The sequence below is a fragment of the Paenibacillus sp. FSL R7-0302 genome (genome assembly GCF_038006885.1).
In the GTDB taxonomy this organism is placed as follows: Bacteria; Bacillota; Bacilli; order Paenibacillales; family Paenibacillaceae; genus Paenibacillus_AQ.
Map to the genome: position 1 here is coordinate 3806913 of NZ_JBBOWB010000001.1, position 24623 is coordinate 3831535.

16 protein-coding genes are annotated in these 24623 nt (G+C 54.2%); 2 read left to right on the plus strand and 14 right to left on the minus strand.

Annotated features, from left to right (window positions below; all coding sequences use genetic code 11):
* Nucleotides 1-44: 44 nt before the first annotated feature.
* From MKY96_RS16675 to MKY96_RS16710, 8 genes are all read right to left on the minus strand, one after another.
* Nucleotides 45-944: a GNAT family N-acetyltransferase gene (locus MKY96_RS16675; RefSeq protein ID WP_340941744.1), complete on the minus strand. Its 900-nt coding sequence runs from the start codon at nt 942-944 to the stop codon at nt 45-47.
* Nucleotides 945-1371: 427 nt separating this feature from the next.
* A complete protein-coding gene (locus MKY96_RS16680) occupies nt 1372-3396 on the minus strand; it encodes a right-handed parallel beta-helix repeat-containing protein (protein ID WP_340941746.1) in 2025 nt (674 codons plus the stop codon).
* A 176-nt stretch (nt 3397-3572) separates the two neighbouring features.
* Entirely contained in the window at nt 3573-4514 is a 942-nt protein-coding gene (locus MKY96_RS16685; protein WP_340941747.1) for a carbohydrate ABC transporter permease, read from the minus strand.
* Nucleotides 4515-4530: 16 nt separating this feature from the next.
* Nucleotides 4531-5505 carry an ABC transporter permease gene (locus MKY96_RS16690; protein WP_445671444.1) on the minus strand — a complete coding sequence of 325 codons (975 nt, stop codon included), beginning with the start codon at nt 5503-5505 and terminating at the stop codon, nt 4531-4533.
* 94 nt (nt 5506-5599) lie between these two features.
* Nucleotides 5600-7312: an ABC transporter substrate-binding protein gene (locus tag MKY96_RS16695; RefSeq protein ID WP_340941749.1), complete on the minus strand. Its 1713-nt coding sequence runs from the start codon at nt 7310-7312 to the stop codon at nt 5600-5602.
* Between the two features lie 102 nt (nt 7313-7414).
* The gene (locus tag MKY96_RS16700) at nt 7415-9157 is read right to left on the minus strand and encodes a sensor histidine kinase (RefSeq protein WP_340941751.1); all 1743 of its coding nucleotides are present in this window, start codon (nt 9155-9157) and stop codon (nt 7415-7417) included.
* 19 nt (nt 9158-9176) lie between these two features.
* Complete coding sequence (locus MKY96_RS16705) at nt 9177-10742, minus strand: response regulator (RefSeq protein WP_340941753.1); 1566 nt, start codon at nt 10740-10742, stop codon at nt 9177-9179.
* A 111-nt stretch (nt 10743-10853) separates the two neighbouring features.
* Nucleotides 10854-12599 carry a family 43 glycosylhydrolase gene (locus MKY96_RS16710; RefSeq protein ID WP_340941754.1) on the minus strand — a complete coding sequence of 582 codons (1746 nt, stop codon included), beginning with the start codon at nt 12597-12599 and terminating at the stop codon, nt 10854-10856.
* Nucleotides 12600-12839: 240 nt separating this feature from the next.
* Between MKY96_RS16710 and MKY96_RS16715 the strand changes: the two genes are divergently transcribed.
* Entirely contained in the window at nt 12840-13631 is a 792-nt protein-coding gene (locus MKY96_RS16715; RefSeq protein WP_340941755.1) for a helix-turn-helix transcriptional regulator, read from the plus strand.
* Nucleotides 13632-14155: 524 nt separating this feature from the next.
* Here MKY96_RS16715 and MKY96_RS16720 read toward each other — a convergent pair.
* Entirely contained in the window at nt 14156-16138 is a 1983-nt protein-coding gene (locus MKY96_RS16720) for a glycoside hydrolase family 31 protein (protein ID WP_340941757.1), read from the minus strand.
* 125 nt (nt 16139-16263) lie between these two features.
* On the opposite strand from MKY96_RS16720, the gene MKY96_RS16725 reads away from it, so the two are divergent.
* On the plus strand, nt 16264-17154 hold the full coding sequence (locus MKY96_RS16725; protein WP_340941758.1) for a helix-turn-helix transcriptional regulator: 891 nt from the start codon (nt 16264-16266) through the stop codon (nt 17152-17154).
* Here MKY96_RS16725 and MKY96_RS16730 read toward each other — a convergent pair.
* The 5 genes from MKY96_RS16730 to MKY96_RS16750 all read right to left on the minus strand — a co-directional run bounded on the left by MKY96_RS16730 (nt 17151) and on the right by MKY96_RS16750 (nt 24619).
* Nucleotides 17151-18662, minus strand: a complete 1512-nt coding sequence (locus MKY96_RS16730; protein WP_340941760.1) for a glycoside hydrolase family 43 protein — start codon at nt 18660-18662, stop codon at nt 17151-17153. The genes MKY96_RS16725 and MKY96_RS16730 overlap by 4 nt on opposite strands.
* Before the next feature lie 19 nt (nt 18663-18681).
* Nucleotides 18682-20115: a glycoside hydrolase family 43 protein gene (locus MKY96_RS16735; protein ID WP_340941761.1), complete on the minus strand. Its 1434-nt coding sequence runs from the start codon at nt 20113-20115 to the stop codon at nt 18682-18684.
* 44 nt (nt 20116-20159) lie between these two features.
* Nucleotides 20160-21179 carry an endo-1,4-beta-xylanase gene (locus tag MKY96_RS16740; protein ID WP_340941763.1) on the minus strand — a complete coding sequence of 340 codons (1020 nt, stop codon included), beginning with the start codon at nt 21177-21179 and terminating at the stop codon, nt 20160-20162.
* Between the two features lie 118 nt (nt 21180-21297).
* Entirely contained in the window at nt 21298-22818 is a 1521-nt protein-coding gene (locus tag MKY96_RS16745) for a response regulator (protein ID WP_340941765.1), read from the minus strand.
* Nucleotides 22811-24619 (minus strand): sensor histidine kinase, encoded by a 1809-nt coding sequence (locus MKY96_RS16750; RefSeq protein WP_340941766.1) that lies wholly within the window; start codon nt 24617-24619, stop codon nt 22811-22813. Before MKY96_RS16750 ends, MKY96_RS16745 begins: the two co-directional genes overlap by 8 nt.
* Between the last annotated feature and the right edge of the window lie 4 nt (nt 24620-24623).

Below are 24623 nucleotides of genomic sequence, written 5' to 3' on the forward strand. Positions count from 1 at the left end.
ATGGAGCATCGAAGTCCATCTATAACGTACTGTACTGACTGCATCTAACGTTCGTATACATACGAATGCATCGGAGTAATCTCCACCGGCTGCAGGGATTGATATAGAGCATTAGCCTCAGCAGAGAACCCTGTAATATATGCCGTTGTCACACCTTGCTCCTTCAGCCGCAAGAAGCAGGCTGTAACAACCGCCTTGCCGAAGCCGCGTTGCCGGTAATCTGGATGGGTCCCAATCGTCTCTATAACCGCGATCCCGTTATCCTGATCCACGAATCCGAAACAGAAGGCAATGGGCCGGCCCTTATCATCAATCACTGTGAAGTCAAGCTCCGCACGATAGGATTGCAGATCTTTTCTCCAGTAATTTGTGTTCCCGACATTGGAATCACCCGGAGAGAAGATCTGCTCAATTAAATCGCTCTTCGCGCCTTCATCTATCCCTTCCGCCATGCACCGGATGTAGAAGCCTTCTTCCAGGTTAAAAGTGTACTCAGTATGCGCAAGATCGTATCTTCGGGTATTCCCAATATGGGAATCTTGCACAAAACCTTGATCCAATAATGCCTGAACCTCCTGACCATAGGGATAGCAATCCGTGTTAAGCTTCTTTTTCCCCTTGCCCCATACATTCCGGGTCCATGCGACCATCTCATCCGCCAGATACGGGTAATCCGGATGAACGATTAAGCTGAAGAAACCGCCTCCGGATTCGGAAATGAAAAGGCCTGTGATCTCACCGGTTTCATTCTTCCATAGGTGTGCATTATGCTCCATGAAATTAGGGTCTGCACTTTTGGGCGCTTCGTACCGGTTCCAGAACTCGAATCTGACAAATTCCCAAGTCTGAAGCTTCCCAGTCAAGGTTACCATTTTTCTCAAAAAGGTATGGACATTATTGAAGTTCTCCGGGGTGTCTATGTACTTTTCATTGAACGCCGTCATCTTCGCACCTCCATTCTTTCGACTCTAATCATTCACGTTTCTTCTATTATATGTTGGGCCTACTTCGCCTTCATAGGCAGAAATCTGCTATAACCATCTGTGCTATTGTTCTTAGCATGGGGTGCAGGATAACCTTCGCGCCAGCACATCTGAGGGATTTCTCTCTTACCGACCCTTTGTATTGTCCAGCATTGTTGCACTTATTACAGCAATTCTCTAAGTTAGCTGCTGGCTGTGGAGCATTGTTGCAACATATGCAGGATTTTCGGTGTGTGGAGCTAATTCGAGCTGGCTTTGTTGCATTTCGTGCAGGATTTCCGCATTGACTGCCTAAATTGAACAGCATTGTTGTATTTCGTGCAGGATTTCTCATTTCGTGCACCACACAAAAGCCTGTCCTCACGGACAGGCTTCCAACTATTCTAACTTACAGCACAATCTTCACCGGACTGTTATCCGTCAATTCAAACGGTCCAGGCGTCACATTCGAGTCCGGGCGCTGCTTACCGAAGAAGTCGCGGTCGAACCGGTACGCCGAGCCGTCCGGCTCCTCGTAACGCATCTCGGCGTGATAGCTTTGGCCCAGCAGATTGGTGGTGACCACGGTCGGCGCCGCGGCACGCAGCAGCTCAGGATTCACAATATGCACCTGCACCTTACCGGAAGCCGGATCAACCTTGATCTCAAGACCCTTATCGGCATAGACCTTCGCGTGCGGCTCATGTGTACCCGGCACCGCATCTTTCAGATACAGATTACCCTGGATGGCTACAGGAAGGGCCATCTGTTCGGGATGGAACGGCTTCCCGGAATCGATCAGCGCCTTGATCTCTTCCTTGGTCAATTCCCACCACTGCTTGTCCAGCGCATTCGGGTGCTCATCGTAGCCGCCCAATCCGACTGGATGCAGATAACAGCGGGAATTATCCGGGATACCGTCCATCACCCGTTCACCGTTATCGTTAAGCTGTTCTCTCGGGGCCAGCGGCAGATGCTCGAAGAAGGTCATCGGCACTGCCTCATTGTCCGTATCCTCATCACGCAGGAAGATATTGTTATAATAGCGGTCATCCCCGCCCGCGATATTGCTATACCCGGCAACCGCTGTCTCATGCGGCATATGGTACGGTGTATATCGGGTAAGCTCGGGACGCACCACGAACCTGCCAGCGAACAGGTTATGGACGAACGCGCCGCCCTGGGCCATATTGCGGAAGTTCATCGGCGATAGGAACAGGTTGTGATCGACCATATAAGGACCGTGGCACACCTCCATGAAGAAATCCTCGGACAGGTTGTCGTAGAATACATTCCGGCTGATCCGGGTGCCCTGTGCCTGCCAGTCCAGCCATAACGCCCGGTAGGAGCTGTAAATGACATTTTCGCAAATCTGGGTATCCAGTGAAGCATGGAGCTTGATCCCGCCGACCTCTGCCCCGTGAAAAATCCGTTTATGATGAATATTATAAATGCGGTTCTGTTCAATCCGGCTAAAAGCAGCCCCTAAATGCCCCACGACTCCAGCCTGTTCACAGTCATGAATCACATTATTGCGGACGATATGACTTCCAATGTTGTCCTTATGCCAATCCTGGCGGAGTGCGCGGAAAATAACCTCCTGCTCCCGCTGCGTCCCGCCCTTTATCCGGCCTTTCGACCACTCGTTATGCCCGGTTGAGATTTCTTTGCCCAGGCTCACCCCTGTGCATTTGGACTCGCAGATATGGTTGTCTTCAATGATCCAGCCTTTGCTCCAGTGGGGACCGATCAGCCCTTCCTGTAGCGCGGTGGGCGGAGCCCACTGCGGAGCCGCCTGGCGGAGCGTGAAGCCTCTGACCGTAATGTAGCCCCGTCCGGTCTGCTCCGGCCAGAAGCAATAAGGTCGAACGCTGATCTCCACATTCTCCCGGCGCGGGTCCTTGCCCCCGAAGCTCGCCCAGATCTTAGTGGCGGCCGAGCCTGCTTCCGCATACCACTGCAGCAGAGAGTCCGCTGCGTACTTGGCCTGCGGCCATACCTGAGGATCGCGCAGCTTGGTAACGCTATCACATTCATACAGCGATTTGCCGTCCAGATAGACCTCCCCCAGATGCGGCTCGAACGCCCCTTCGAACAGCCAGTCGCCATACAATTTCTCCGCAAAAGGATTGCGCACAGCAAACAGGCTGTTCGGCACCACTGTACTCCAGACACCATCTCCTTCGTCCTGCCAATCCGCAACAGGTTCAGCCCCTGTGATGACGACTTCCCCGTCCCCGGCAGCCTGATAGACAATCCGCTGTTCCTCTGTTCCTCCGTTAGCCGGGCTCACCCATTCCCTGTATGTACCCGCATGAACAGTAACTGTATCCCCGGGCTCCGCCAGCGCCGCAGCGCGGGAGATGGAGCGGAAAGGCTGTTCCGCCGTGCCTGGAGCCTGATCGCTCCCTTGCAATGCAACATGATATTCCATATGAGAATCCTCCTCTTTCTTGTATGTCATATGGACATTTTAAATGAATATCCTGTATATTGCTATAACCATGTATACAATCCTAATAGAAAAGACCGCAGGCCTTGTACATCCGGCATACGATCCTTCTAAGAGAATTCCCCGTAAGGAAGAACTCTTGTATACAATTAGACAACCTAACCTTTGACCCCGCCGACCATCATGCCTTTGACAAAATACTTCTGCAGGAACGGATAGACCATAATAATCGGCACGGAAGCTACAATCGTCATCGTTGCCCGCACGGACATCGGAGTAACCGCATTCTGCTGGCCTCCTGTTGCCCCCTGGATCATCCCGTCCAGCGACGAGGTGCCTGTGGTGGTGTTGGAGTTCTGCAGAATCTTCTGCAGCTCATATTGCAGGGTACTCAGCTTCTCATCCGAAGAGTTGTAGAGGAACACATCGAACCACGAATTCCACTGGAACACTCCCGAGAACAGCGCCACCGTAGCCAGCACGGGCACCGTAAGCGGCAGGATGAGGCTGAAGAAGGTCCGGTAATCCCCCGCCCCGTCAATCTTCGCCGATTCAATAATGCTCTCCGGCAGATTTTCAATGAAGGAACGGATAATGATCAGGTTGAACACCCCGATGATCCCCGGAAGAATGTAGACCCAGAAGCTGCCGACCAGTCCCATATCCCGTATCAGCAGGTAATTGGGAATCAGGCCGCCGTTGAAGTACATCGTCATGATAAAAGCTACGGTGATGAATTTGCGCAGCACATAATCCTGTCTGCTAAGCGTGTAGGCCAGCATGGCCGAGCAGAAGACGGTGACTACCGTTCCGATCACGGTGCGCAGCACCGAGATGAAGGTCGCATGAAAAATCGTGGCCTCTCTCAGAATATAATTGTAATTCGCCAGCGTCCATTCTCTGGGCAGCAGGTAGATCCCGCCTTTAATGGAATCTTGCGCGTTGTTAAGCGACACTGCCAGGACATTCACGAACGGATACAGGGTAACAATCATTAGTGCGATCATGAAGCAGTAGTTGCAAATGACAAACAAGCGGTCGCCGGTGGAAGAGCTTATCGGGGGCTTGCGTTTTTTCTTAGGGACAGCTGCGGTTTCCATGCCTGCGCCTCCTTTATTAATACAGTCTGGCTTCGCCCATACGCTTCGCGGCATTATTCGCCATGAACAGCAGGATGAAGCTGACGACCGTCTTGAACATTCCCGCTGCGATGGACAGGGAGAAATTACTCTGGGCAATTCCGTATTTCAGTACGAATATATCAATGTTCTCGGAATAGTCCACATTCATGCCGTTGCCCAGCAGGTACTGCGGCTCGAATCCCGATTCCAGCAGATAGCCGATATTCATAATGAGCAGGACAATCACAACAGACTTGATGCCCGGAAGCGTGACATAGATCATTTTCTTGAACCGGTTCGCGCCGTCAATCTCCGCTGCTTCATACTGCGTGGGATCAATTGTGGTCATAGCGGCCAGGTAGACGATGGTGTTCCAGCCGATATCCTTCCAGACGGAGCTGGCTCCGAAGATGGTCCAGAAGTATTCGGGGATTCCCAGGAACAGAATTTCATTGCCGAGGTCAAGGAAGCCCAGACCCACCAGCAGCTGGTTAATGGTACCATCCGGGGATAGCGTCGTCTGAATGATACTTGCTGCTACCACCCAGGAGATAAAATGCGGCAAATAACTGACAGTCTGCACTACACGCTTGAAAGCAATATTGCGTATTTCATTAAGCAGCAAGGCCAGGGTAATCGCGGTGACGAAGCCGAAGAACAGGTTAATCGAGCTCATCGCCAGCGTATTGCGGAGCACCCGGAGGAAGCGGTCATCCCCGAACAGAAATTTGAAATGCTCGAAGCCAATCCAGGTCTGCTCCATGAACTTCCTGGCCGGCTTATAATCCTGGAAGGCAATACTCCAGCCCCACAGCGGCAAGTATTTGAATACAAACAGCCAGATTAGAAAAGGGACCGACATCACTGCCAAGGCCCGCTGCTGGCCCAGCTTTTTGAAGAACAGCCTCATCCGGCCCGGCTCCTTATCCGCCGCCGGCCGGGATAACGCGGGTACCGTATTTTTATCCATCCGTATCTCTCTCCTTCAGCACACCGGGCCGTCCAAGCGGCAAACAGGAAAGACCAGGATGGCTGTACAATCTGGTCTTTCCCGCCGATTCCGGCTACTCGTTCGCCAGTTCAACCTTCGCTTTGACTTGCTCGGTGGTCCATTTCTCATAACCCGCAGTATCGAGCTTGCCGAATTCCTTCATGTATTCCTCCCAGACTGCTTCGAACTTATCCGGAGTCGTCAGCACCAGCTTAGGGAAATATTTCTTCGTCATTTCATCCTTGCTGGCTTCCCAGAGCTGTTCCGGGGAATTCTGCTCCTTCGCGAAGCCCCATGCCGGGAAGTATGGACGCGGAACCGGTTCAGCGAACAGCTGGCTGTAGGTCTGTACGCCGTATTTCTCTAAGATCGCCTTATCCTTGTCGGTCAGCGTCATCTGGAACACCTCCGGCTGGCTGGCAACATTCTTGGCATTTCCGTCAGCCAGGGTAGAGGTGGCATTATACATCGGCCAGTTCCAGCTGAAGTACTTGAAGCCGAAGCTCTCTCTGAACGGCTCGTCAATCTTGTCGATCTGCTCCTGCGTACGGTAGTAGCGGCCCTGTTCATTCACTTCATACGTCTCGCCCTTGATGCCCCAGGACATCAGGGTCTGGTTCTCTTCGGTCAGCATGTTGTCGAAGAACTGGATGATGCGGACCGGGTCTTTGGCGCTGACCGTAATCCCGATTCCGCGGTTCGTTACCAGACCCCCAGGCGGATCAAGATAAGCATCCGGGGTGCCCTCCTCGAAGGTTACCGGCAACGGGAAATACTTGAATCCGTCCAGAGAAGGGTCTTTGCGAGCGGCATCCTTCAGCACATTCAGCGCATTATCCACCTGCCAGCGGTAGTCGAAGAAGCCGAGCACCTTGTGGGAGGTTAACTTGGCAATATACTGGTCATAGTTATCGACGAAGGAGGCTTTATCGAACAGCCCGGCGGCATTGAGGTCATTCAGCGCCTTCAGCCACTTTTTGGTGGACTCTGCACCGGCATAGGTCTTGGCTTCCCAGGTACTCGTATCCACCGTAACGTTGCCGTCATTCGGATAGCCCATCAGATGCATCGGCGGGTTGGAGGTGGCGAAGAATCTCCAGTCATGCGTAAGGGAGACCATACCCGTCAGATTCTCATCCTTGTGCTTGTCACGGTAATTCTTAATCAGCTCTATATATTGATCCAGCGTCTTGATCTTCGGATAACCCGCTTCCTCCAGCACGCGGCGCTGAACCCAGAACCCCGCACCCGCTTCCGGCTCAGGAATGAAATCGTTCACCTGGGCGGCAATCGGCAGGAAATAGATTTTACCATCCTTGGAGCGCATCTGATTCAGCGACTTGCCATACACACGCTGGATGTTCGGCCCGTACTTCTCAATCAGCTCGTCAAGCGGGATGAATGCGCCGGCATTCAGCACTTCCTCTATAGCGGCATCGGGAATCAGCACATCCGGGTAATCGTTGGCCGCAATCATGGTTCCGATCTTGGTATTGAGGTCACCCACGACGAATTCCAGCTTGAAATTGACACCGGTCTGATCCTCCAGCAGCTTGCCGATGGTCGTCTCATTGGTATTTCCGTCCTTCGATCCGGCTACCCCGTTGAAGATTTTGAACGTTACCTTGTCCTGCTTAGGCTCAGTCTCAGCAGTAGCGGCGGCGTTTGTCGGCTCCGTCGTTCCCGTATTCTTCTTGGTGTTATTCGGCCCCGAGCAAGCCGTCACCACGGATAACGAGACGACTGCCGTCAGAGCGAGAAGCCATATTCTCTTGCTTTTCCCCATTGCCTGTACTCCCCCTTGTATATTCATGGTTTAGTGCTCCTTTAGTATAAAAGCGTTTACATTTCTCCGTTACCCGTGAAATTATGGCTTCTCCTTTGAAAACTATGGATGAACTGGAATTCTCAGCTCAATCCGTGTCCCTTCACCCGGTCTGCTGTCCACCTGGAAGATTGCGCGCCTGCCATACAGCATGGTTACTCTATAGATTACATTCTGTATTCCGATACGCTCGCCGATAATTCCTTCCATGTCGAGGTATCCGTACAGAGTGTCAACCTGCTCACTGCTCATACCAATCCCGTTGTCCGCCACTTGGAAGACCACCTCATCCCCCTCCACGCTGATGCGGATCTCAATGCTTCCGCCTTTTTTGAGCGGCTCGATGCCATGAATACTGGCGTTCTCCACGAAGGGCAGGAACACCATTTTGGGGACAACGCAGGCGTAGGCCTCAGACTGCATCTCGATATGATAGCTCAGCTTATCCTCGAACCGGTATTTCTGGATATCCAGAAAACAGAGAATGAAGCCCAGCTCCTCCTCCACGCTCACCCACTCCTTATTCCAGGTCAGCGAGCTGCGCAGGATCATCGCCATACTCTGGATGATTTTGGCCGTCTCGTGCTCCTGCTTCAGCAGGCTCCGCATCCGAATCGTCTCCAGCGCATTGAACAGAAAGTGCGGGTTAATCTGGCTCTGCAGAGCATTTAGCTGCGCCTTCCGCCGCTCCAGCTCCAGCGACTTCTTCTGAATCTCCGTTAGATAGACATCGTTAATCAGGGCCTTAATCTGCATAATCATACTGTTGAACTCCAGGGTCAGCTGGCCAATCTCATCGCGCGATTCCCCGTGCATGATCGTCTGGAACTGCTGCGTCTTCACCTTTTTCATATGCTTCAGAATCTCAATAATCCGGAGGTTGATCGAACGGGTAATGATCAGAATAATAATGGTGGGGACAATCATCATCAGGCAGGCCGACCAGAGGATGAAATAGCGGGATTTCAGCACCTCCTTGATGATCTCCTTCTCATTCACTGTGCCGACAATCTGCCAGCCGGACAGATAGCTGATACTGCCGTATTCCTTCTCGAAATCAATAAGTTGCTCCTGCTTCAGGGAGGCATACAGCTGCCAGTCCTTCCCCTGCCAGTCTATGGCCCGGTTAGTCGTATACTCAATCCGGCCCTCCGGTCCCAGCAGATACACATCCCCCTGCACGTTCAGATTGGCGAAGACCTCCATCAGATCAATCGTCTTAAAATCAATCTTCACCAGCTTCTCCTTGTCCATCCGGTCCGCGAAGTAATCCATCCGCCTTAGCACGGAGAAGGACTGGAAGCGGCCGTCTGCTTCATTAATCCGCACAAATATCGGCTGGGAGGAGGCTTCCTGCATCCACTCCTTATACCAGACACTCTCGCGGACCTCCCCGGACAGAATCCCGATATTCCCTGAATTCAGCAACGTGGGGTTATCCACATAGATGGTCTTATTTTGCAGCGAGGAAGAGAACGGGGAATAGTTGTTCAGGGTGGACCTGAGATAGAGGTCGTACGCCTCAACATAGTCTTCAGTCTGTGTGAAGTTACGGTCCAGCACCTCATTGGTCTTGTAATCCGCATAGAAAAAAGAGGATAAGCCCACGGCCTGATCCACCATCAGCCGGAACTCATTCTTAATCTGTTCCACCGCCAGATCGATGTCCTTGATCCGCTGCGCCTTCACATTTCCGGTAATCGTGTTGTAGAAGATCACATTCGTGAGAATAATCGGAGCGATGACCCCGAGGAAATAGACGAGGAACATTTTATTCCTGAGCCGGATATTATTCAGCAGCTTCATGCAGCGCCCCCTCCTGGCATTAACGGTTGCCCGTCCGGTTTCTATATTCTGTAGGCGTCCTCTGCTCCAGCTTCTCGAACTGGGTGACGAAATAATCGGCATTCTTGAATCCGACCTGCTCGGCAATTTCATAGATCCGCAGATCGGTCTGCCGCAGCAGCTTCTTGGCCTCGGTGATACGCAGCTGGAGCAGATAGTCATTGAAGTACATGCCGTAATTCTTCTTGAACACCTGGCCGAGATAGGCTGAGTTCATATAGAACTGGCCTGCGATCTGCTTGAGGTTCAGGTTCTCATGGAAGTTCCGGTCCACATAAGACTTGATTCTATACAGCCCGCTGCTGCCGTAGCTCTGGTACAGCTCTTGAATCCGCTCCGCCGCTTCCAGCGCAAAGGCTTCGAACAAGGACCTCAGCTCCGCCAGGGTGATGTTATGATCCGGCCAGTTCATCATCGGGACAAGGCTCGCCAGCTGCTTCTCATCCCCCTCCATGCTCCGTATAGTATGCAGCACACTATGGACGCATTGAATGGCTACGGCCTTCATCGCTTCCCGCGAGACCAGCTTCTCCTGAAATTCTGCGAACAGCTTACCGATCCCGCCCATGATCTCCGCGTGCTGATTCTCCTCAATCGCTTCAATCAGCGCCTGAAACACCCTACTACTGGCATGGATATAGTTCAGGGACAGACCGGCAATATCAGAGGACAGCAGAATCGGCTGGGCAGGCCGGACATATTTGTACTCCACCGTCTCCTTGGCCGAGGTATACGAATGCTTCAGCTCCTGGAGCGTGCTTACCGGCCTGCCCGCATACGCCTGAACCTGCAAGGGATAACGCTCGTAGAGCTTGCTTAGACAATCCGCCACGAAGCTGCGCAGCTCGCCTGCATGTCTCGCCAGATAATGCTCCGGCACAATGAAGCCGAAGAATCTCCGGTGCTCATAGATAATAGGCGTCTCTGCTGTGAACTGCTGCACTGCCTGCCGGATTGCCTCCTTCAGCTCCGCCTTCCCGGGCATGGCCTGCCCGCTCCAGGGAAACACATTGTTCACCTCCAGCAGCACATAGGTGAACTGGCGGGCTCCCGCCTCTGTCCACTGCTGCTCCCAGGCGTCAAGGGTGTCATCCGCCGCTTCCCCACGGATCAGCGCCTCCACCCGCTTCTCCCCCTCATGAATGCTGAGCCGGTCCTGGAGCTGCTTGCGCGCAGCGAATTTGTCGCGGAACTTATGAAGCGCTTTCACAATTTCGTGCTCATTAATCGGCTTCAAGACATAGTCCAGCACGCCATACCGGACAGCCTGCTGCGCATACCGGAAGTCGTTATATCCGCTGATAATGATAAATTCCGTTCCAAGCTGCTCCTCCGTCACAGCCTCAATCAGCCCGATGCCATCCAGAACCGGCATGCGGATATCGGTGATTACGAGCTGCGGCCGCTTGGCCCGGATCAGCTCCAGCGCATCTTCCCCGTTGTCCGCCTCATCCACTATCTGGAATCCGCTGCCCTCCCAGTCAATCATTCCGATCAGGCCCTTGCGGACAAACAGCTCATCATCGACAATAATGATCCCGTACATATTGGCATCCACCCCTCCGTAAAATCTTAAAAAAGGGAATCCCCGGCCTAAGTGAATGGTCAAGGGTTCCCGGATGACAAGGAATATTATAGAGTTAGGCGGGCCCGCAGTCTAGCCTACGATGACTTCCATGGATACCTGCTTCAGGCCCGGATTCAGGTCCTTCTCCTCGGTGAGATCCAGAACGGGAGCACCATCAATGTCAAAATGCACGCGGCGCAGGCCGGAGCTTCGCGGTCCCTCGATTCCCGGTCTGGCGTGGTAGGCGTTCCAGATCAGCCCGTCCTCGTCCGTCACGTAGGAATTATGACCCGGCCCGTATTCCCCCGGCACGCTTCTGGAGGTCAGCAGCGGATAATTGCCCTTGGTCCAGCTCTTGATATCCAGCAGATCAGCCCCCTTGTCTGCAGTCAGCAGACCGACAACATAAGTAGCATCTACCGCTGCGCTGGCAAAAGTCACATACAGCTTATCATCGGTGTACAGCGCGAACGGACCTTCATCCACGAACGTATGGTTATTGGCCCAGCCGTAATCCGGCCGGGTCAGCAGCACCGGATCACTGGTCAGCTTCCACGGCTCCTGGGGGTCAATGGTAGCGATATAGACCCAGGCTCCCAGATCCACCGGCAGGAATTGGCGCTCCGACCATGCGGCATAGAGCTGGCCGTTCCAGCGGATGACCGTCATATCCAGAGAGATCGTCTTGCCTGCCTCGCACAGATAACTGCCGTCCTTCTTCACTACCCGGCAGGGCTTAGACCAGTCCGCAGCATTCATGGGATTCCCGCCCGGGTTAAGCTTCATCACATGCGATTCCTCGTGGAAGAACTCGCCGGGTGTGGCGGCATGGAAAATATACAGCTCGTCTTCAATGATATGAAATTCCGGCGCCCACAGCAGGCCGCCAATCTCTTCATATGTGGAGGAATCGAGGATCAGGGCTTCCCCGGCTGTCACCAGCCCGGGAATTGTATCGGCTTCCCTCATATACAACGTATGTTCCTTATCCGCATCATTAGTCGCAATGAAATAATATTTTCCCTTCCACCGTGTAATGCAAGGGTCCGCACGGTTAAGTGCAATCGGGAATGGAAAATGATCCTGATGGATCTCACCGGAGATGCTGTAGGTTCCGGCCTCGTCCCAGTTGATGGCATCCGTGTTCCAATGGACTCTCTTGGCAGCCTGCGTACCATCACTGTAAAGGGCCGTTGCCCGGACTGCCTTCACATCCTCCACCGATGCCGCATTCACACGGTCCGGTACCACGACAGCAATGTTCTCCGGCACCGTAAGCTTGCAGAAGAGTCTGCGGGCGATCCCGGCGGAGACAGAGATCACATTACGCGGCTGGATTCCCTCGATATCAGTCTGCACCACTTCCAGCGTGAACGGCTCCGCTTCCACCGGTGCTGAGACATTCGTAAGACTCATGATGTCGGCAGTGAAATTCTCGTAGCCCTGACCCTGCCCGTCGATCCAGCGGATCAGGTAACCGCTGCGCTGCGGGTCATAGGTGCAGTAGACATCGCTTACATGAGTGTCTGCCTTAAGCTCCAGCAGTCCAATCTCACTGTATTGCAGCAGATCGGCTGAAGAGAATAGCAGTACCTTCCCTTTGCTTTGGTCATCCGCTTCACCGTCTGCCTCGGTGCGCACAGCAAGGACGCCGAAATTCCCGTCTGCCAGGTAGAAGAGATACGGCTGCTTCAGGCTTTTGGCCCGAAGTGTCCCATCCTCATTCTCCGTCGCCTTGGCGAACAGAACACCAGAGTTATGATTCAATGCCTGATACTGGCCCCTCTCCGTCTTGTAAGCCAGGTGCATACTATAAGCCAGCTTCGATGCATACACGATATCCTCCTGCGGCAGTCTTGTATAGCAAAGGATATCTTTCCGATCTTCGTTTTGTTGTGGTATCATGGTTCCATAACCTTCCTTCATATTGATAATTACTAATAACAATAATCACGCACTGTTCGGTTAATCTTCGAATTCACTCTTATATCCACTACAAATTATAGAGATTCACTAATCTACTAACAATGATATTTACTGACCATTAATTGATCTATCCGCAGAAAGGAGAAGCCCATGCCCACAATTCACTACGTGGAATACGATGCCGCACATCCGGCCAATTTCGTCTACAGTATCCCCGAAGGACTGGACGCCTGGCTTCTTGTCCTGACCCAGACTCCGGCGGTGTTTGAAGTGGGCGGTGAATTGAAGGAGTTTCCCGCTCACTCTGTCGCTTTGTATCCTCCAGGGCACAACATCTATTATCGCGCCTGCTCCCGGAGGTATGTCAACGACTGGGTCCGTTTCGATGCGGATGAATCGTATATCACCGAAAGCGTCCTGCCGCTGGGCAGCCCGTTCTCCCTGCCCGACCCCGGATATTGCCATCAGCTGTTCCAGCTGCTGACGCTGGAGAACTCGTTCCAGAACGATTACCGGGAGCTGTCCATTGACTACCTGTTCCGTCTCTTGTTCAACAAGCTGTCCGAAGCGTCCCAGGACAAGCTGACGCCGCAGTATTATAATCTGCTGGAGCTGCGCAAGACGCTGTACAGCAATCCGGGCCACCCTTGGACTGTATCCTCGATGGCCGGGTATCTTCACATCAGCACCGGCTACCTCCAGACCATCTACAAATCCGCCTTCGGCATCTCCTGCATGGAGGATGTCATCCAATGCCGGATCCGGCTGGCCAAGGAGAAGCTGGGCTTCGGCCAGCACAAAATCGCCGAGATCGCCGCTCTCTGCGGCTACGCCAATGTCGAGCATTTCTGCCGCCAGTTCCGCCAGCTGACCGGCTTCTCCCCCCGCGCCTACCGGGAGCGTCTTGCTTCCAAGCAACCGCTGATTCGGAAGGGGGAATAGCGGGAGTGTAATAAGGTGGGAGTTAGTTAGGAGTATGGCAAAGGGTATGAGGAAATGTGAATACATCGTTGCTCCAACTATGGACACTCTCTCGCCGCCGCCCAATGTAATCGGTTTTTCGATTACATTCCATCCTCGCGCCTCTGCCACGCCAATTGTAATCGGTTTTCCGATTACATTCCATCCTCGCGCCTCTGCCACGCCCAATGTAATCGGTTTTTCGACTACATTCCATCCTCGCGCCTCCGCCTAGCCAAATGTGATCGGTTTTCCGACTATATTCCATCCTCGCGCCTCTGCCATGCCAAATGTAATCGGTTTTTCGATTACATTTCATCCTCGCGCCTCCGCCTAGCCAAATGTAATCGGTTTTCCGATTACATTCCGCTCTCACGCCCCACGCCGGCCCATTGTGTTCGGTTTTTAGCATACATTTGGTCCACATAGCAGAGCAGCGACCCTCCACTAACTGGAGAATCGCTGCTCTGTTTAATTTATTCCGTTGTGAGCCTGTGAGGAGTTACTTACTCCGCCGCCCCGCCAAGCACCGGTAGTACGGCACCGTCCCGCACAAACAGCGGAATCTGCGTGAGCGGCGCATCGACCATAATCGCCTGTCCGCCGGCATAGGCAGTGCCGGTATAGACATGGGTCCACTCTGAGCCGGACGGCAGGTACACCTTGCGCGCCCGTTCGCCCTCGCCCAGCACCGGGGCGACCAGCAGATCGGGACCGAACATATACTGGTCCTCGATATCCCAGGCTGCCGCGTCCTGAGGGAAATCATAGAACAATGGACGCATAGGCGGCGTTCCCTTCTCATGTGCCGCCTGCATCAGCCCGCGAATATACGGCTTCAGCCGCTCCCGCATCTGCATGAACTCCTTGAAGATGACATACGCCTCATCCCCGTAGCTCCACACTTCATTATCCGAGCCGCTTCCGCAAACGCCCCCGCCCCTCGTTCCGGTGGGCTGTACAAAAGGGGAACGGTCCCCGTGCAGCCTGAATACCGGAGAGAACGCGCCATACTGGAACCAGCGGACCATCAGCTCCCGGAAGGAGGCATCTGCCGGATTACCGCCGTGGAAGCCGCCGATATCGGTGGTCCACCATGGAATCCCGGCCACAGCCATATTCAGTCCGGCCCGCACCTGGATGCTGAGCACCTTGAAGCTGGAGTGAATATCTCCGGACCAGACGAGCGCCCCGTAGCGCTGGCTGCCCGCCCAGGCGGTACGGACCAGATTGATAATATTCTCCTGGCCTTCAGCCGCCATGCCGTCATAGAAGGTCTGGCTGTATTTCATCGGATAGATATTGCCGATCTGCTTGCTGGAGCCGATATGATAACGATAGATATCATGGTCATAGACCGTCAGCTCCGGCTCCGCCTCATCGAGCCAGAAGACCTTGATTCCTTTGTCATAATAATTCTGCTTAATCAGTCCCCACAGGAACTTGCGGGCCTCCGGATTCGTCGCATCGAAGATCGCATTCTGGCCGAGGAACTGGAATTGTGTCCGCACGCCGCGGTCTGAGCGCAGCAGGTACCCTTTTTCCAGCATCTCCTTATAATTCTCGCTCTCCGTCTGGACAGTCGGCCAGACCGAGACCATCAGCTCAATGCCCAGCTCCTGCAGCTCCTGCACCATCGCCTCGGGATCGGGCCAATATTCCGGGTCAAACCGCCAGTCCCCCTGATTCGTCCAGTGGAAGAAATCAATGACGATGACGTCGATCGGCAGCCCGCGCCGTTTATGCTCCCTCGCCACCTCCAGCAATTCCTCCTGCGTACGGTAGCGGAGCTTGCATTGCCAGAACCCCATGCCATACTCCGGCATCATCGGCACGGTTCCCGTAGCCTTGGCATAAGCCTCCTCGATCTCGGCAGGCGAGTCACCGGCGGTGATCCAATAATCCAGCTGCTTGGTCGACGGGGCTGTCCATTCGGTCACATTCAGGCTGAAATGCGCCTGTCCGATCGCCGGATTATGCCACAGGAACCCGTAACCGGCGCTGGACAGCACGAACGGAATACTGATCTGGCTGTTGCGGTGGGTCAGCTCCAGCGAGCAGCCCTTCAGATTCAGGAAGGAGTGCTGATACTGGCCCATGCCGTACAGCTTCTCTTGCGGGTCCGCCTCCAGCCGGAGCTTCACGGAGAAGTCACTGCTGCCCGGAACCGCCGCCAGTTCTCTCCCGCCATATTTTAACTGATACGTATCCTCTGTCTCGTTAAGGAGCAGCTTGCCGTGCTGGTTATAGAAGAAGATCTGACCCTTGTCCGTTATTTCCGCCCGGATATTTCCGTTCACAATACTCGCACGTTCTGGGGTAATCGATATATGACTCAGCGTCTGCACAGCAGGCAGAAGCGCCCACTGCTCATCGGTAATCTCCGCATACGAAGCCCGGATACGCAGCGAATGCTCTCCCCAAGGCTCAATCCAGACTCTCTCATGGTCATATTCTCTGATCAGTCTGCCATTCTCTTCACGAAACATAGCGCGATCCCTCCAACAGTTCTATAATAAGGTTGCAACCACATTATAAATAGTGCAAAGCCGCTATACTATACATAAAAGTACGCATCTATCATACGATATTACGATTGTGTGGAGGGAATAAGATGAGTGAAGCGTTCGAGGACAAGCCTTATCCATGGAAAAAAGAGCACACGGAAATTCCCGAGGGCCTGTTTCCCATCAATGTATTTCATATCTGCTTTCCGGACCGCAGCATTATTCCGCCTCATTGGCATGACCATCTCGAATGGATTCTCGTGACCAAGGGCCGCTTCCGCGTCCAGGTCGGCCCCCACTCCAGAGAGCTGGTGCAGGGCGAGCTTGCCTTCGTCAGCCGTCCGCAGATTCATGCGGCCTACCCGACAGAGGATGGCAGTGAGCTATATGCGGTTGTCTACAACGAAGCGCTGCTGAACGGCATGCGGGACCTGACTGAGCTTCAGCATATCCGGCCGCTGCTCTCCGGTGAGATCCGGCTGCCCTCCTTCTATGGGAGGGATCAGCCGGTTACCCGCCAGATCAGAGGATGCGTTGAACAGATTATCTACAGCTACCAGAGCAAGAGCCCCGGGTTTGAATTATGTATCAAAGGCGGCCTGTTCTCTTCCCTGGGTCTAGCTTATCCCCTGGCAGAGTTCACAGTACCGCCTTCCAAAAAAGACCGGCAGGAGACGGGCATCCAACCCCTGCTGATTCACCTTAGCAACCATTTCCATGAACCGCTGACTGTGGAGGAGGCCGCACGGATCTGCTGTGTGACCCCCAACTACTTTTGTCATCTGTTCAAAAAGAATACCGGCAAGACCTTAATCGAATATGTGAACATGCTGCGGGTGCATGAGGCCAGCCGCCTGCTCCAGCTTCGCCGGTATTCGATTCAGGAGGTGGCCTTCCGGGTCGGGTTCACGGGCCTGACGTATTTCGGAAGAATATTCAAGCAGCATACATCGATGACACCCAGCGAATATGCTTCCCATTTCCAGACCCGGGCTTAATCCTCTCTGTGATAACGGAAATAACCGAAATCGGCATAGCCGCCCGTCTGCCGGGTCGCATAATTGAACAAGCCAATCCGGTAGCCCATGAAATGATCCAGTGTGTATTTCATATGCAGGGTCTGACCAATGGAATGCCATACCTCACCATCCCCTGAATAGAAGAACCTGGCTTCATCCACACCATCCTTGAAGTTGAAATCAATCCTGAGGGAGATGCGCTCCCCTGTGAATGGGATACTCTCCACCACTTCAACGCCATCGTCACCCTGGATACACATCTCCACGGTGAACTGTCCCTGCTCTCCGGCTGTCACCCCAACCGTGCCATACCCGGACTGGAGAGCAACCATGCCTGCCCGGTCCCCATCGTTCATGCCGCCCAGATACAGCAGCGTCTCGGCACTGCAAGCCGGACCCTCCGTCCGCTGGGTCAGCGTATTGCGCGCCGTCAGGACACTGTCTGCCGTCCGGCCTGTACGCAGACGCAGACAGCCCGGCCGCTCGGTAACCGACCATAGCCCGTTATCGGGATTATGGTTCCATTGCCACTGAAGCGCCAGCCGGTTCTCCGCATACTCGAACTCATCGCTGATCACAAGCGCCTTCGGCTCCCCGGCGGGAAGCTTCGTCCCGAAGGACACCGGAGCCTTGCCGCCATCCCCGATCACCGGCCAGTCGTTCTCCCAGGTCACAGGGAACACGCAGGGAATACGTCCAACTGCCCCGTGATCCTGGAACAGTACAGCGTACCAATCTCCTTCCTCTGTATCCACCAGCCCGCCTTGCGCCACGCCGTTATTGCGGTAGCCCAGATCATCATCCAGAACAACCCTGTGCTCATATGGACCCAGCAGCTCCCGGGAGCGGTAGCATAGCTGGCGTCTGCGCTGATTCCCCGCCGACGGCCATTCAATGAAAAAGAGGAAGTAGTAGCCGTCCCGCTTATGGGCGTGACAGCCTTCCATCCGCAGCATGATGTCCTTCCGCTCGCCTTCCAGCAGCAGATGATCCGTTCCGCCGGGCTTCACAGCCGTCAGATCCCCTGTCAGCTCCCGGACCCGGATATCCCCGTTCCCGTAGATCACGTAATTGCGGCCGTCATCATCCAGCAGCAGCGCCGGGTCATGGTACAGCCCCGGAATAACCGAACGCTCCCATGGCCCATGCTCAATACTCCGGGTCTGGTAGATATAGAACTGATCCATGTCATTGGAGGAGAAGCTTACATAGAAGGTCCCGTTCTTGTGACGCAACGATGCCGCCCACGAGCCGCTGGCATAGATGCCTTTGCCGTCCTCCAGCCGGTGGGCCTCGTTGTCCTCGAAGGTGTCATAGACGTAACCCACTATCTCCCAGTCCTTAAGATTCACTGATTTCATAATCGGGCAGCCCGGCATGGAGTGCATGCTGGTACTGACCATATAGAACACCGGGCCGACCCGGATGACATCCACATCCGGGACATCTGCCCATATCACTGGATTGGTAATTCTGGCTGTATTCAAATTGCCCGCCCCCTTGATGTTAGTTATGCTGTGGTGTGAACTGCCAGGCAGCCAGCTTGAACAAGCCCTTATCGCTCTCTCCTGTGAACACCAGATAGAGGTTGTGAACTCCCTCCGCTCCCTGGACCTCTGTCTTCAATTCCACCCATTCCTGCGAGCCGTCCGCCGCCGGAACCGTCAGTCTGCCGATAACCGGACCCGCTGGCTCATCCAGATGCAGCTCCAGCACGCCGCCCGCTTCCAGGCTCAGGACCGAGACTTGGAACGACTCAGCTCCGCTGCCGAAGTCTATCCCGGATAGTCCGATCCAGCCGCCGCGCTCAATATCCGTAACCGCCTGCACGCCTCCGGCAGTAAGGGATTCCGTCTTCACCCCTGCGCTCCAGCTCATCGTTGCCGCCGGAATCCGTTCATACGGGTTCAACGTTGCAAGCTGCTGCACACCTTCGTAATCCGCATGAATCTCGGGAATGGACCCGTCCTCATGATGAGTCAGGCGGTTAAGATGGGTGGAACGGTAGCCATTCGCAATTCCTTGGGCCTTGGACAAGGTCTGGGCGTGATAAGCAATATACCAGCTGTCATGGAACTGGAAGACCGCATGATGGTTATTCCCGGATACGCCGAAGAAATGTCCCGGATTCTTCAGAATCGTCCCCTGATAACTCCATGGGCCCATTGGACTGTCACTCGTCATATAAGCGATCTCTCCCGCAGGAGGGCTGCCTTCCGGCCGTTCCCCGTCATAGAAATTCGAGCAATAGGTATAATAGTAGACTCCGTTCCACTTATGGATTCCGGCATCCTCGAACATGAACGGGGCCGGAATCACTGCCGCTGTACCCACCACACTGGTCATGTCCTCACCCAGCGGCATCACCCGTGCTGTGCCCGGCTCGGCGAACTGTCCTTCCGGGACGCCGCCTCCGAAGTAGATATACCCCTTGCCGTCGTCGTCCAACAGCACCGCCGGGTCGAACAGCCAGGTCACATCCTCTACCCCGGGTGTGGAGCGCAGAATCAGTGCCTCCCCGATCGGGTCCACCCATGGCCCCACCGGACTGTCACCCGACAGAACGCCGATGCCGCTGGCATTGTTGGCGAAGTAGAGGAAGAACTTGTCCTGTCCGTCAATTACGGTATGAAGCGCAGCCGGTGCCCAGGACTGGGTTGCCCACTTCGCTGCACCCTCCGGTCCGGCTACGGCTATCGGACCATGATCGGTCCAGTTCACCAGGTCGGCGGACGAGATTACAGTAATCGTATTAATGCTGCTGTAGGAGTTCTCCTTCACGACACCGTTCTCATCATATTCCAGTGCGTCATTGGTCATGTACAGATAGACTCTGTCCCCGAATACCAGAGCATAAGGATCGGCTCCGTATCTGTGTGCCACCAGCGGATTGCCATTTGGCTGTACCTTGCCGGCAGCCTGCTTCAATTGATTTGTCATTGAATTCCCTCCAGATATAATAAAGTGTCCTGCTTACAATAATATTAGGATTGCGGTGCAGCCAGCTCAGCCAGCCGGGCGAATGAAGCCTTCGGCTGCTTCTGCTCATCGAACAGGAACGGCCAGTTCTTGCGTCCCCGGACGGGGAAGCCGTCCAGCCAGGTATAATCGTCAGCCACGCCCCAGAAGGTTACCGAATCAATAGAGTCCTTGAATTCCAGCAGCAGGGCAAAGATCTCGGCATACCGCTCCTCCTGAAGCTTCAGCATTTCAGCTGTTGGCGCTTTCAAATCCGTGCGCTTGTCGTCGTGACGGAACACGGAGAGGTCCAGCTCGGTAATATGGATCTTAAGCCCCAGCGACGCGTAGAGCTTAAGAGCACTACGGATTTCCTCAATGGAAGGGCCGTAGATATTCCAATGTCCCTGCATTCCGATCCCGTGAATCGGCGTATTCTGGTCCAGCAGGCTGCGCACGAGCTTGTAGATTTTTCCGCTTTTAACAGGATCGGTCTCATTATAGTCATTGTAAAACAGCAGCGCGTCAGGATCTGCCTGATGTGCCATTTCAAAGGCCTGACGGAGATAATCCTCGCCAATGATCTCAAGCCACCGCGTATCCCGCAGGTACTGGTCTGTTTTATCCTCAATCGCTTCATTCACTACATCCCAGGCATAGGCCCGTCCCCGGTAACGGCCCACTACCGTGTTAATGTGGGTTTGCAGGCGGGCAAGCAATTGCTCTCTGCTGCAGGCTCCGCCTTCCGCATCCTGGAACATCCAGTCTCCGGTCTGGTTATGCCACAGAAGCGTATGCCCCCGGACACCGATCCCGTGTGTCTCTGCGAATTCGAAGATACCGTCCGCAGCCTCGAAGGTGAACTCCCCTTCCTGCGGCTGAACCAGAGCCGGCTTCATCTCATTCTCGGCGGTGATGCTGTTGTAATGCTTGGCAATGAAAGGACCCTGGGCAGCTATAATGCCAGTACTGACGGCAGCCCCTATCTTGAAGGCATCCCGGAACATCTCATGTAATGCAGGAATTTCGCTGCTCGCTTGCTTCATCTTTGCTAACCTCCTGTAGTTGATAACATTTTTGGACAACTCTCTCTATCATAACGCATTTGTATGCGTTTTCCATCACCATAGTAAAGACTTGGACCCTAATAAATAAATGGATACCCTATCCTTGTTCCGATTGGGCCTGTTCCCGGAAGGCCACCGGCTTGAGTGCGGTCCGTTTCTCGAACTCTCTTAAGAAATGGTGATAGTGTACGTAACCGACGCTCTCCACAATGCTTCTGACCGTATCGTGAGTGTCAATCAGCCGCTTCTTGGCTGCTTCGATCCGCAAATTATGAATGTACTCCAGAATGCTGATGCCGTGCTTTTTGATGAAGGCCTGGCCCAGATACACCGGATTGATATAGAAATGCTCTGCAATCTCTTTCACCGTCAGATGCTCCGAATAATGATCCCGCAGGAAGCATTCCACGCGGGTCAGCGGATGCTCGGAGTTACGCTCCTTGTGCTGGCGGATATAGTTCATACTGGTGGAGAGCGCCGTCTCCAGGGTGACCTGCAGAGCTTCCAGGGACCTCGGCTCGGTTCTGAAAAAATCAAGCGTGCCGGTCCACTGATCGTCCGCGCCCCCGAATTCTTTCAGCAGCTCCATGCTCCGCAGCATGATATCCATGCCCGTCATCTGGACGACTCCCGGATCTGTCCGGTTCTCCTTGAACCTGCGGAACAATTCGCCCAGCTTCTCCGCAGCCTTATGCTCCTGCAGCCGCTCCACTGCGCTGATGATCTCTTCAATCAGCTCTGCGGAAGGAAGCGTGTAATTCACGTGTCCCTCGGCTTCACTGGCCGAATCCACCGGACCGCACCCGTCCGAATAGAAGTAGTGGCGGGCCGCAGCGTCTGCCGCTTCGCGGTAGGAGACCGGCAGCTCGCGGAGAGACCGCACACTTGGCCCGATGCTGACCGAACCCTTTACTCCGCTATGGGTCAGCCCGGCGTATAGCTGCTCCGCCAGCCCTGCCGCCGCCCCCGAGCTCTCCACGACCAGCCCGGCCTGATCCCCGGGCAGATCAATGAGCAACGCACCGGCCGGTCCGGCCAGCTCCCGGCACAGCTCCGTAATCCGGCTGCTGTTGCCCTCCACATGCACATACGTCCACCCCGAAGCCGCCTCATCCAGGCGGTCCATCTGCTCAGCAGCTTCCTCATCCGGCTCTGCCCAGTGTCCCTCAAGCATGCGCGCAATGGCAAGCGGCAGCAGACGGCTGGACAGCATACTCTGCTGCATGGTCTGCTTAAGGCGCAGCTCCAGCTCATCCGTAATGTCTGTAAGCAGCTTATCCCATTCCGCATCCATAACCGGCTTCAGCAGGTAATGCCTTACCCCGTAACGGATGGCTGTTCTGGCATATTCAAATTCGCCGTAGCCGCTGAGCACGATGAAGACCGGCTGCTCCATATCAAGGCTGCGTACGCGCCGGATCAGCTCAAGCCCGTCAATCTCGGGCATGCGGATATCCGTAATCACAAGATCGGGCGAGCTTCGTATAATGGCAGCCAGCGCTTCCTCCCCGTTCTCACAGGCGCCGCATACCTCGAAGCCCAGCTCCTCCCAGTCGGTCAGTGTCTGCAGCCCCTCTAAGGCAATCGTCTCATCATCTGCAAGCACTACTTTATACATGAGCACCCTCCTCTCCCGGAACCAGACTCAGGTCCCCCGGAATCTGGATGGTGATGACCGTCCGTTCGTATTCGGTGCTCTCAATACTGAACTCGGCTCTGCCGTTATAGTACAGCATGAGGCGTTTATACACATTGCGGAGGCCAACATTCTGTCCTGTATCCTCCTCTGTCTCCAGATGGGACTTGATCCATTCCAGCTTCTCCTTCTCGATTCCTTTGCCGTTATCAGTCACCACAATCAGCAGACCTGTCTCATTGCGCGAAGCGGACACGTGAATTTCCCTGGCCCATTTGACCGATTGCAGGCCATGCTTGCAGGAATTCTCCACCAGAGCCTGTATACTCATCTTGGGAATCCGGCAGTTCAGCACCTCAGGCGCAATATCCAGCACATAAGAGAACCGGTTCTGGAAGCGGAACTTCTCAATCTGCAGATACATCTCGATGAAGGATACCTCCTCCTCCACCGTAATCAGATCATCCTTCCAGCTCAGCAGCCTGCGCATAATCAGGGCCAGATTGCGGATGACATCGGTAACCTGTTCATATTTATACTTCTTACAGATGACCAGGATCGCATTCAGCGTATTAAAAAGGAAATGAGGGTCTACCTGACTCTCCAGATATTTCAGCTCCGCCCGTACCCGCTCCAGCTCCAGATCCTTCTTCTGGATCTCCAGCTTGTAGACATCATTGATCAGATTGCGGATTTTGCCGGTCATCAGATTGAAGCTGCGGATCAGACCGCCGATCTCATCCTTCCCCTCATACATATCAATGCTCTCGAATTGTTCATATTTGACCAGCTTCATATGCTTGTAGAGCAGCCGTACCCGCAGATTGTAGGAGCGTATAATCACGATCATGAGCAGAGTGGGAATGATGATCGTCAGCAGCACCAGAATCAGCGAGTTCCTGAGCGCGCGTTCCATCTCATGGTTGATCTTGCGCCCTTCCGGCGTTCCGACCAGCCGCCAGCCCTTGGTGTAGGCCGCACTGCTCAGCGCCCGGACAATCTGCTTGGGCGGCTGGTCAAGGCTGGTGTCCACATTCAGCAGGGCACTCGCATCCAGCGAGGAGAAGGAACGGTTCGAGTCCAGCACAACCCGGTTCTTCTCGTCCAGCAGCTTGAAATCCAGATAGTCACGCTCCTTCTGGAACAGCTCCTGTACATTGCTCAGCCGCAGATCAATCCTCAGATATTTCGTGTAGGGCTGGCCCGTGAAGTTATCCAGCTTGCGGATCAGGCTGACCAGCACCTCCTGCTGCGGCGGATTCAGCGGGTTGGTTCCCTGATAAGAAGTCAGCAGCACCTTACCTGTACTGCTTGAGATTTTGCGGTACCATTCACTCTGCTTATCCGCGTACGATAGAATGAAGTAGCTGTTGCCATTCTGGATCGTCGGATTAGAGGTGTATATCCCCATCCAGGAAATATAGGAGTGGAGCGTGCTGTACTGCCGCAGCTTATCCTTCAGTGAATCATTATAGGCATCATAATATGCCTCATTATCCGGGTAGGCGTAATCCATCATTTCCATATAGGGCCGGTCCGCAGCCACCGTGTTGCTGATCGCCACGCATTCGTTCACGATCTGCATCAGGTCATAGGCCACCCGGTCTACCGAAATCTCCAGATTCTCCCTCTCCCGTGCCTCCACATTGCGGCTGATCTGCACATAAAAGAGGGCATTGATGCTAAGTATGGGGACGAGCACACACAGTAAGTAGATAAACAAAAACTTGTATTTAAGCGGAATATCATTGATGAAGGCAGATGGCTTCCGGTTATTCTTCATGCAC

What these genes read in the sequence shown, in the direction of transcription:
- MKY96_RS16690 (WP_445671444.1), bottom strand. Translation starts at nt 5,505, where the DNA reads ATGGATAAAAATACGGTACCCGCGTTATCCCGGCCGGCGGCGGATAAG.
- MKY96_RS16680 (WP_340941746.1), bottom strand. Translation starts at nt 3,396, where the DNA reads ATGGAATATCATGTTGCATTGCAAGGGAGCGATCAGGCTCCAGGCACG.
- MKY96_RS16700 (WP_340941751.1), bottom strand. Translation starts at nt 9,157, where the DNA reads ATGAAGCTGCTGAATAATATCCGGCTCAGGAATAAAATGTTCCTCGTC.
- MKY96_RS16705 (WP_340941753.1), bottom strand. Translation starts at nt 10,742, where the DNA reads ATGTACGGGATCATTATTGTCGATGATGAGCTGTTTGTCCGCAAGGGC.
- MKY96_RS16735 (WP_340941761.1), bottom strand. Translation starts at nt 20,115, where the DNA reads ATGACAAATCAATTGAAGCAGGCTGCCGGCAAGGTACAGCCAAATGGC.
- MKY96_RS16725 (WP_340941758.1), top strand. Translation starts at nt 16,264, where the DNA reads ATGAGTGAAGCGTTCGAGGACAAGCCTTATCCATGGAAAAAAGAGCAC.
- MKY96_RS16720 (WP_340941757.1), bottom strand. Translation starts at nt 16,138, where the DNA reads ATGTTTCGTGAAGAGAATGGCAGACTGATCAGAGAATATGACCATGAG.
- MKY96_RS16745 (WP_340941765.1), bottom strand. Translation starts at nt 22,818, where the DNA reads ATGTATAAAGTAGTGCTTGCAGATGATGAGACGATTGCCTTAGAGGGG.
- MKY96_RS16675 (WP_340941744.1), bottom strand. Translation starts at nt 944, where the DNA reads ATGACGGCGTTCAATGAAAAGTACATAGACACCCCGGAGAACTTCAAT.
- MKY96_RS16715 (WP_340941755.1), top strand. Translation starts at nt 12,840, where the DNA reads ATGCCCACAATTCACTACGTGGAATACGATGCCGCACATCCGGCCAAT.
- MKY96_RS16740 (WP_340941763.1), bottom strand. Translation starts at nt 21,179, where the DNA reads ATGAAGCAAGCGAGCAGCGAAATTCCTGCATTACATGAGATGTTCCGG.
- MKY96_RS16695 (WP_340941749.1), bottom strand. Translation starts at nt 7,312, where the DNA reads ATGGGGAAAAGCAAGAGAATATGGCTTCTCGCTCTGACGGCAGTCGTC.
- MKY96_RS16750 (WP_340941766.1), bottom strand. Translation starts at nt 24,619, where the DNA reads ATGAAGAATAACCGGAAGCCATCTGCCTTCATCAATGATATTCCGCTT.
- MKY96_RS16685 (WP_340941747.1), bottom strand. Translation starts at nt 4,514, where the DNA reads ATGGAAACCGCAGCTGTCCCTAAGAAAAAACGCAAGCCCCCGATAAGC.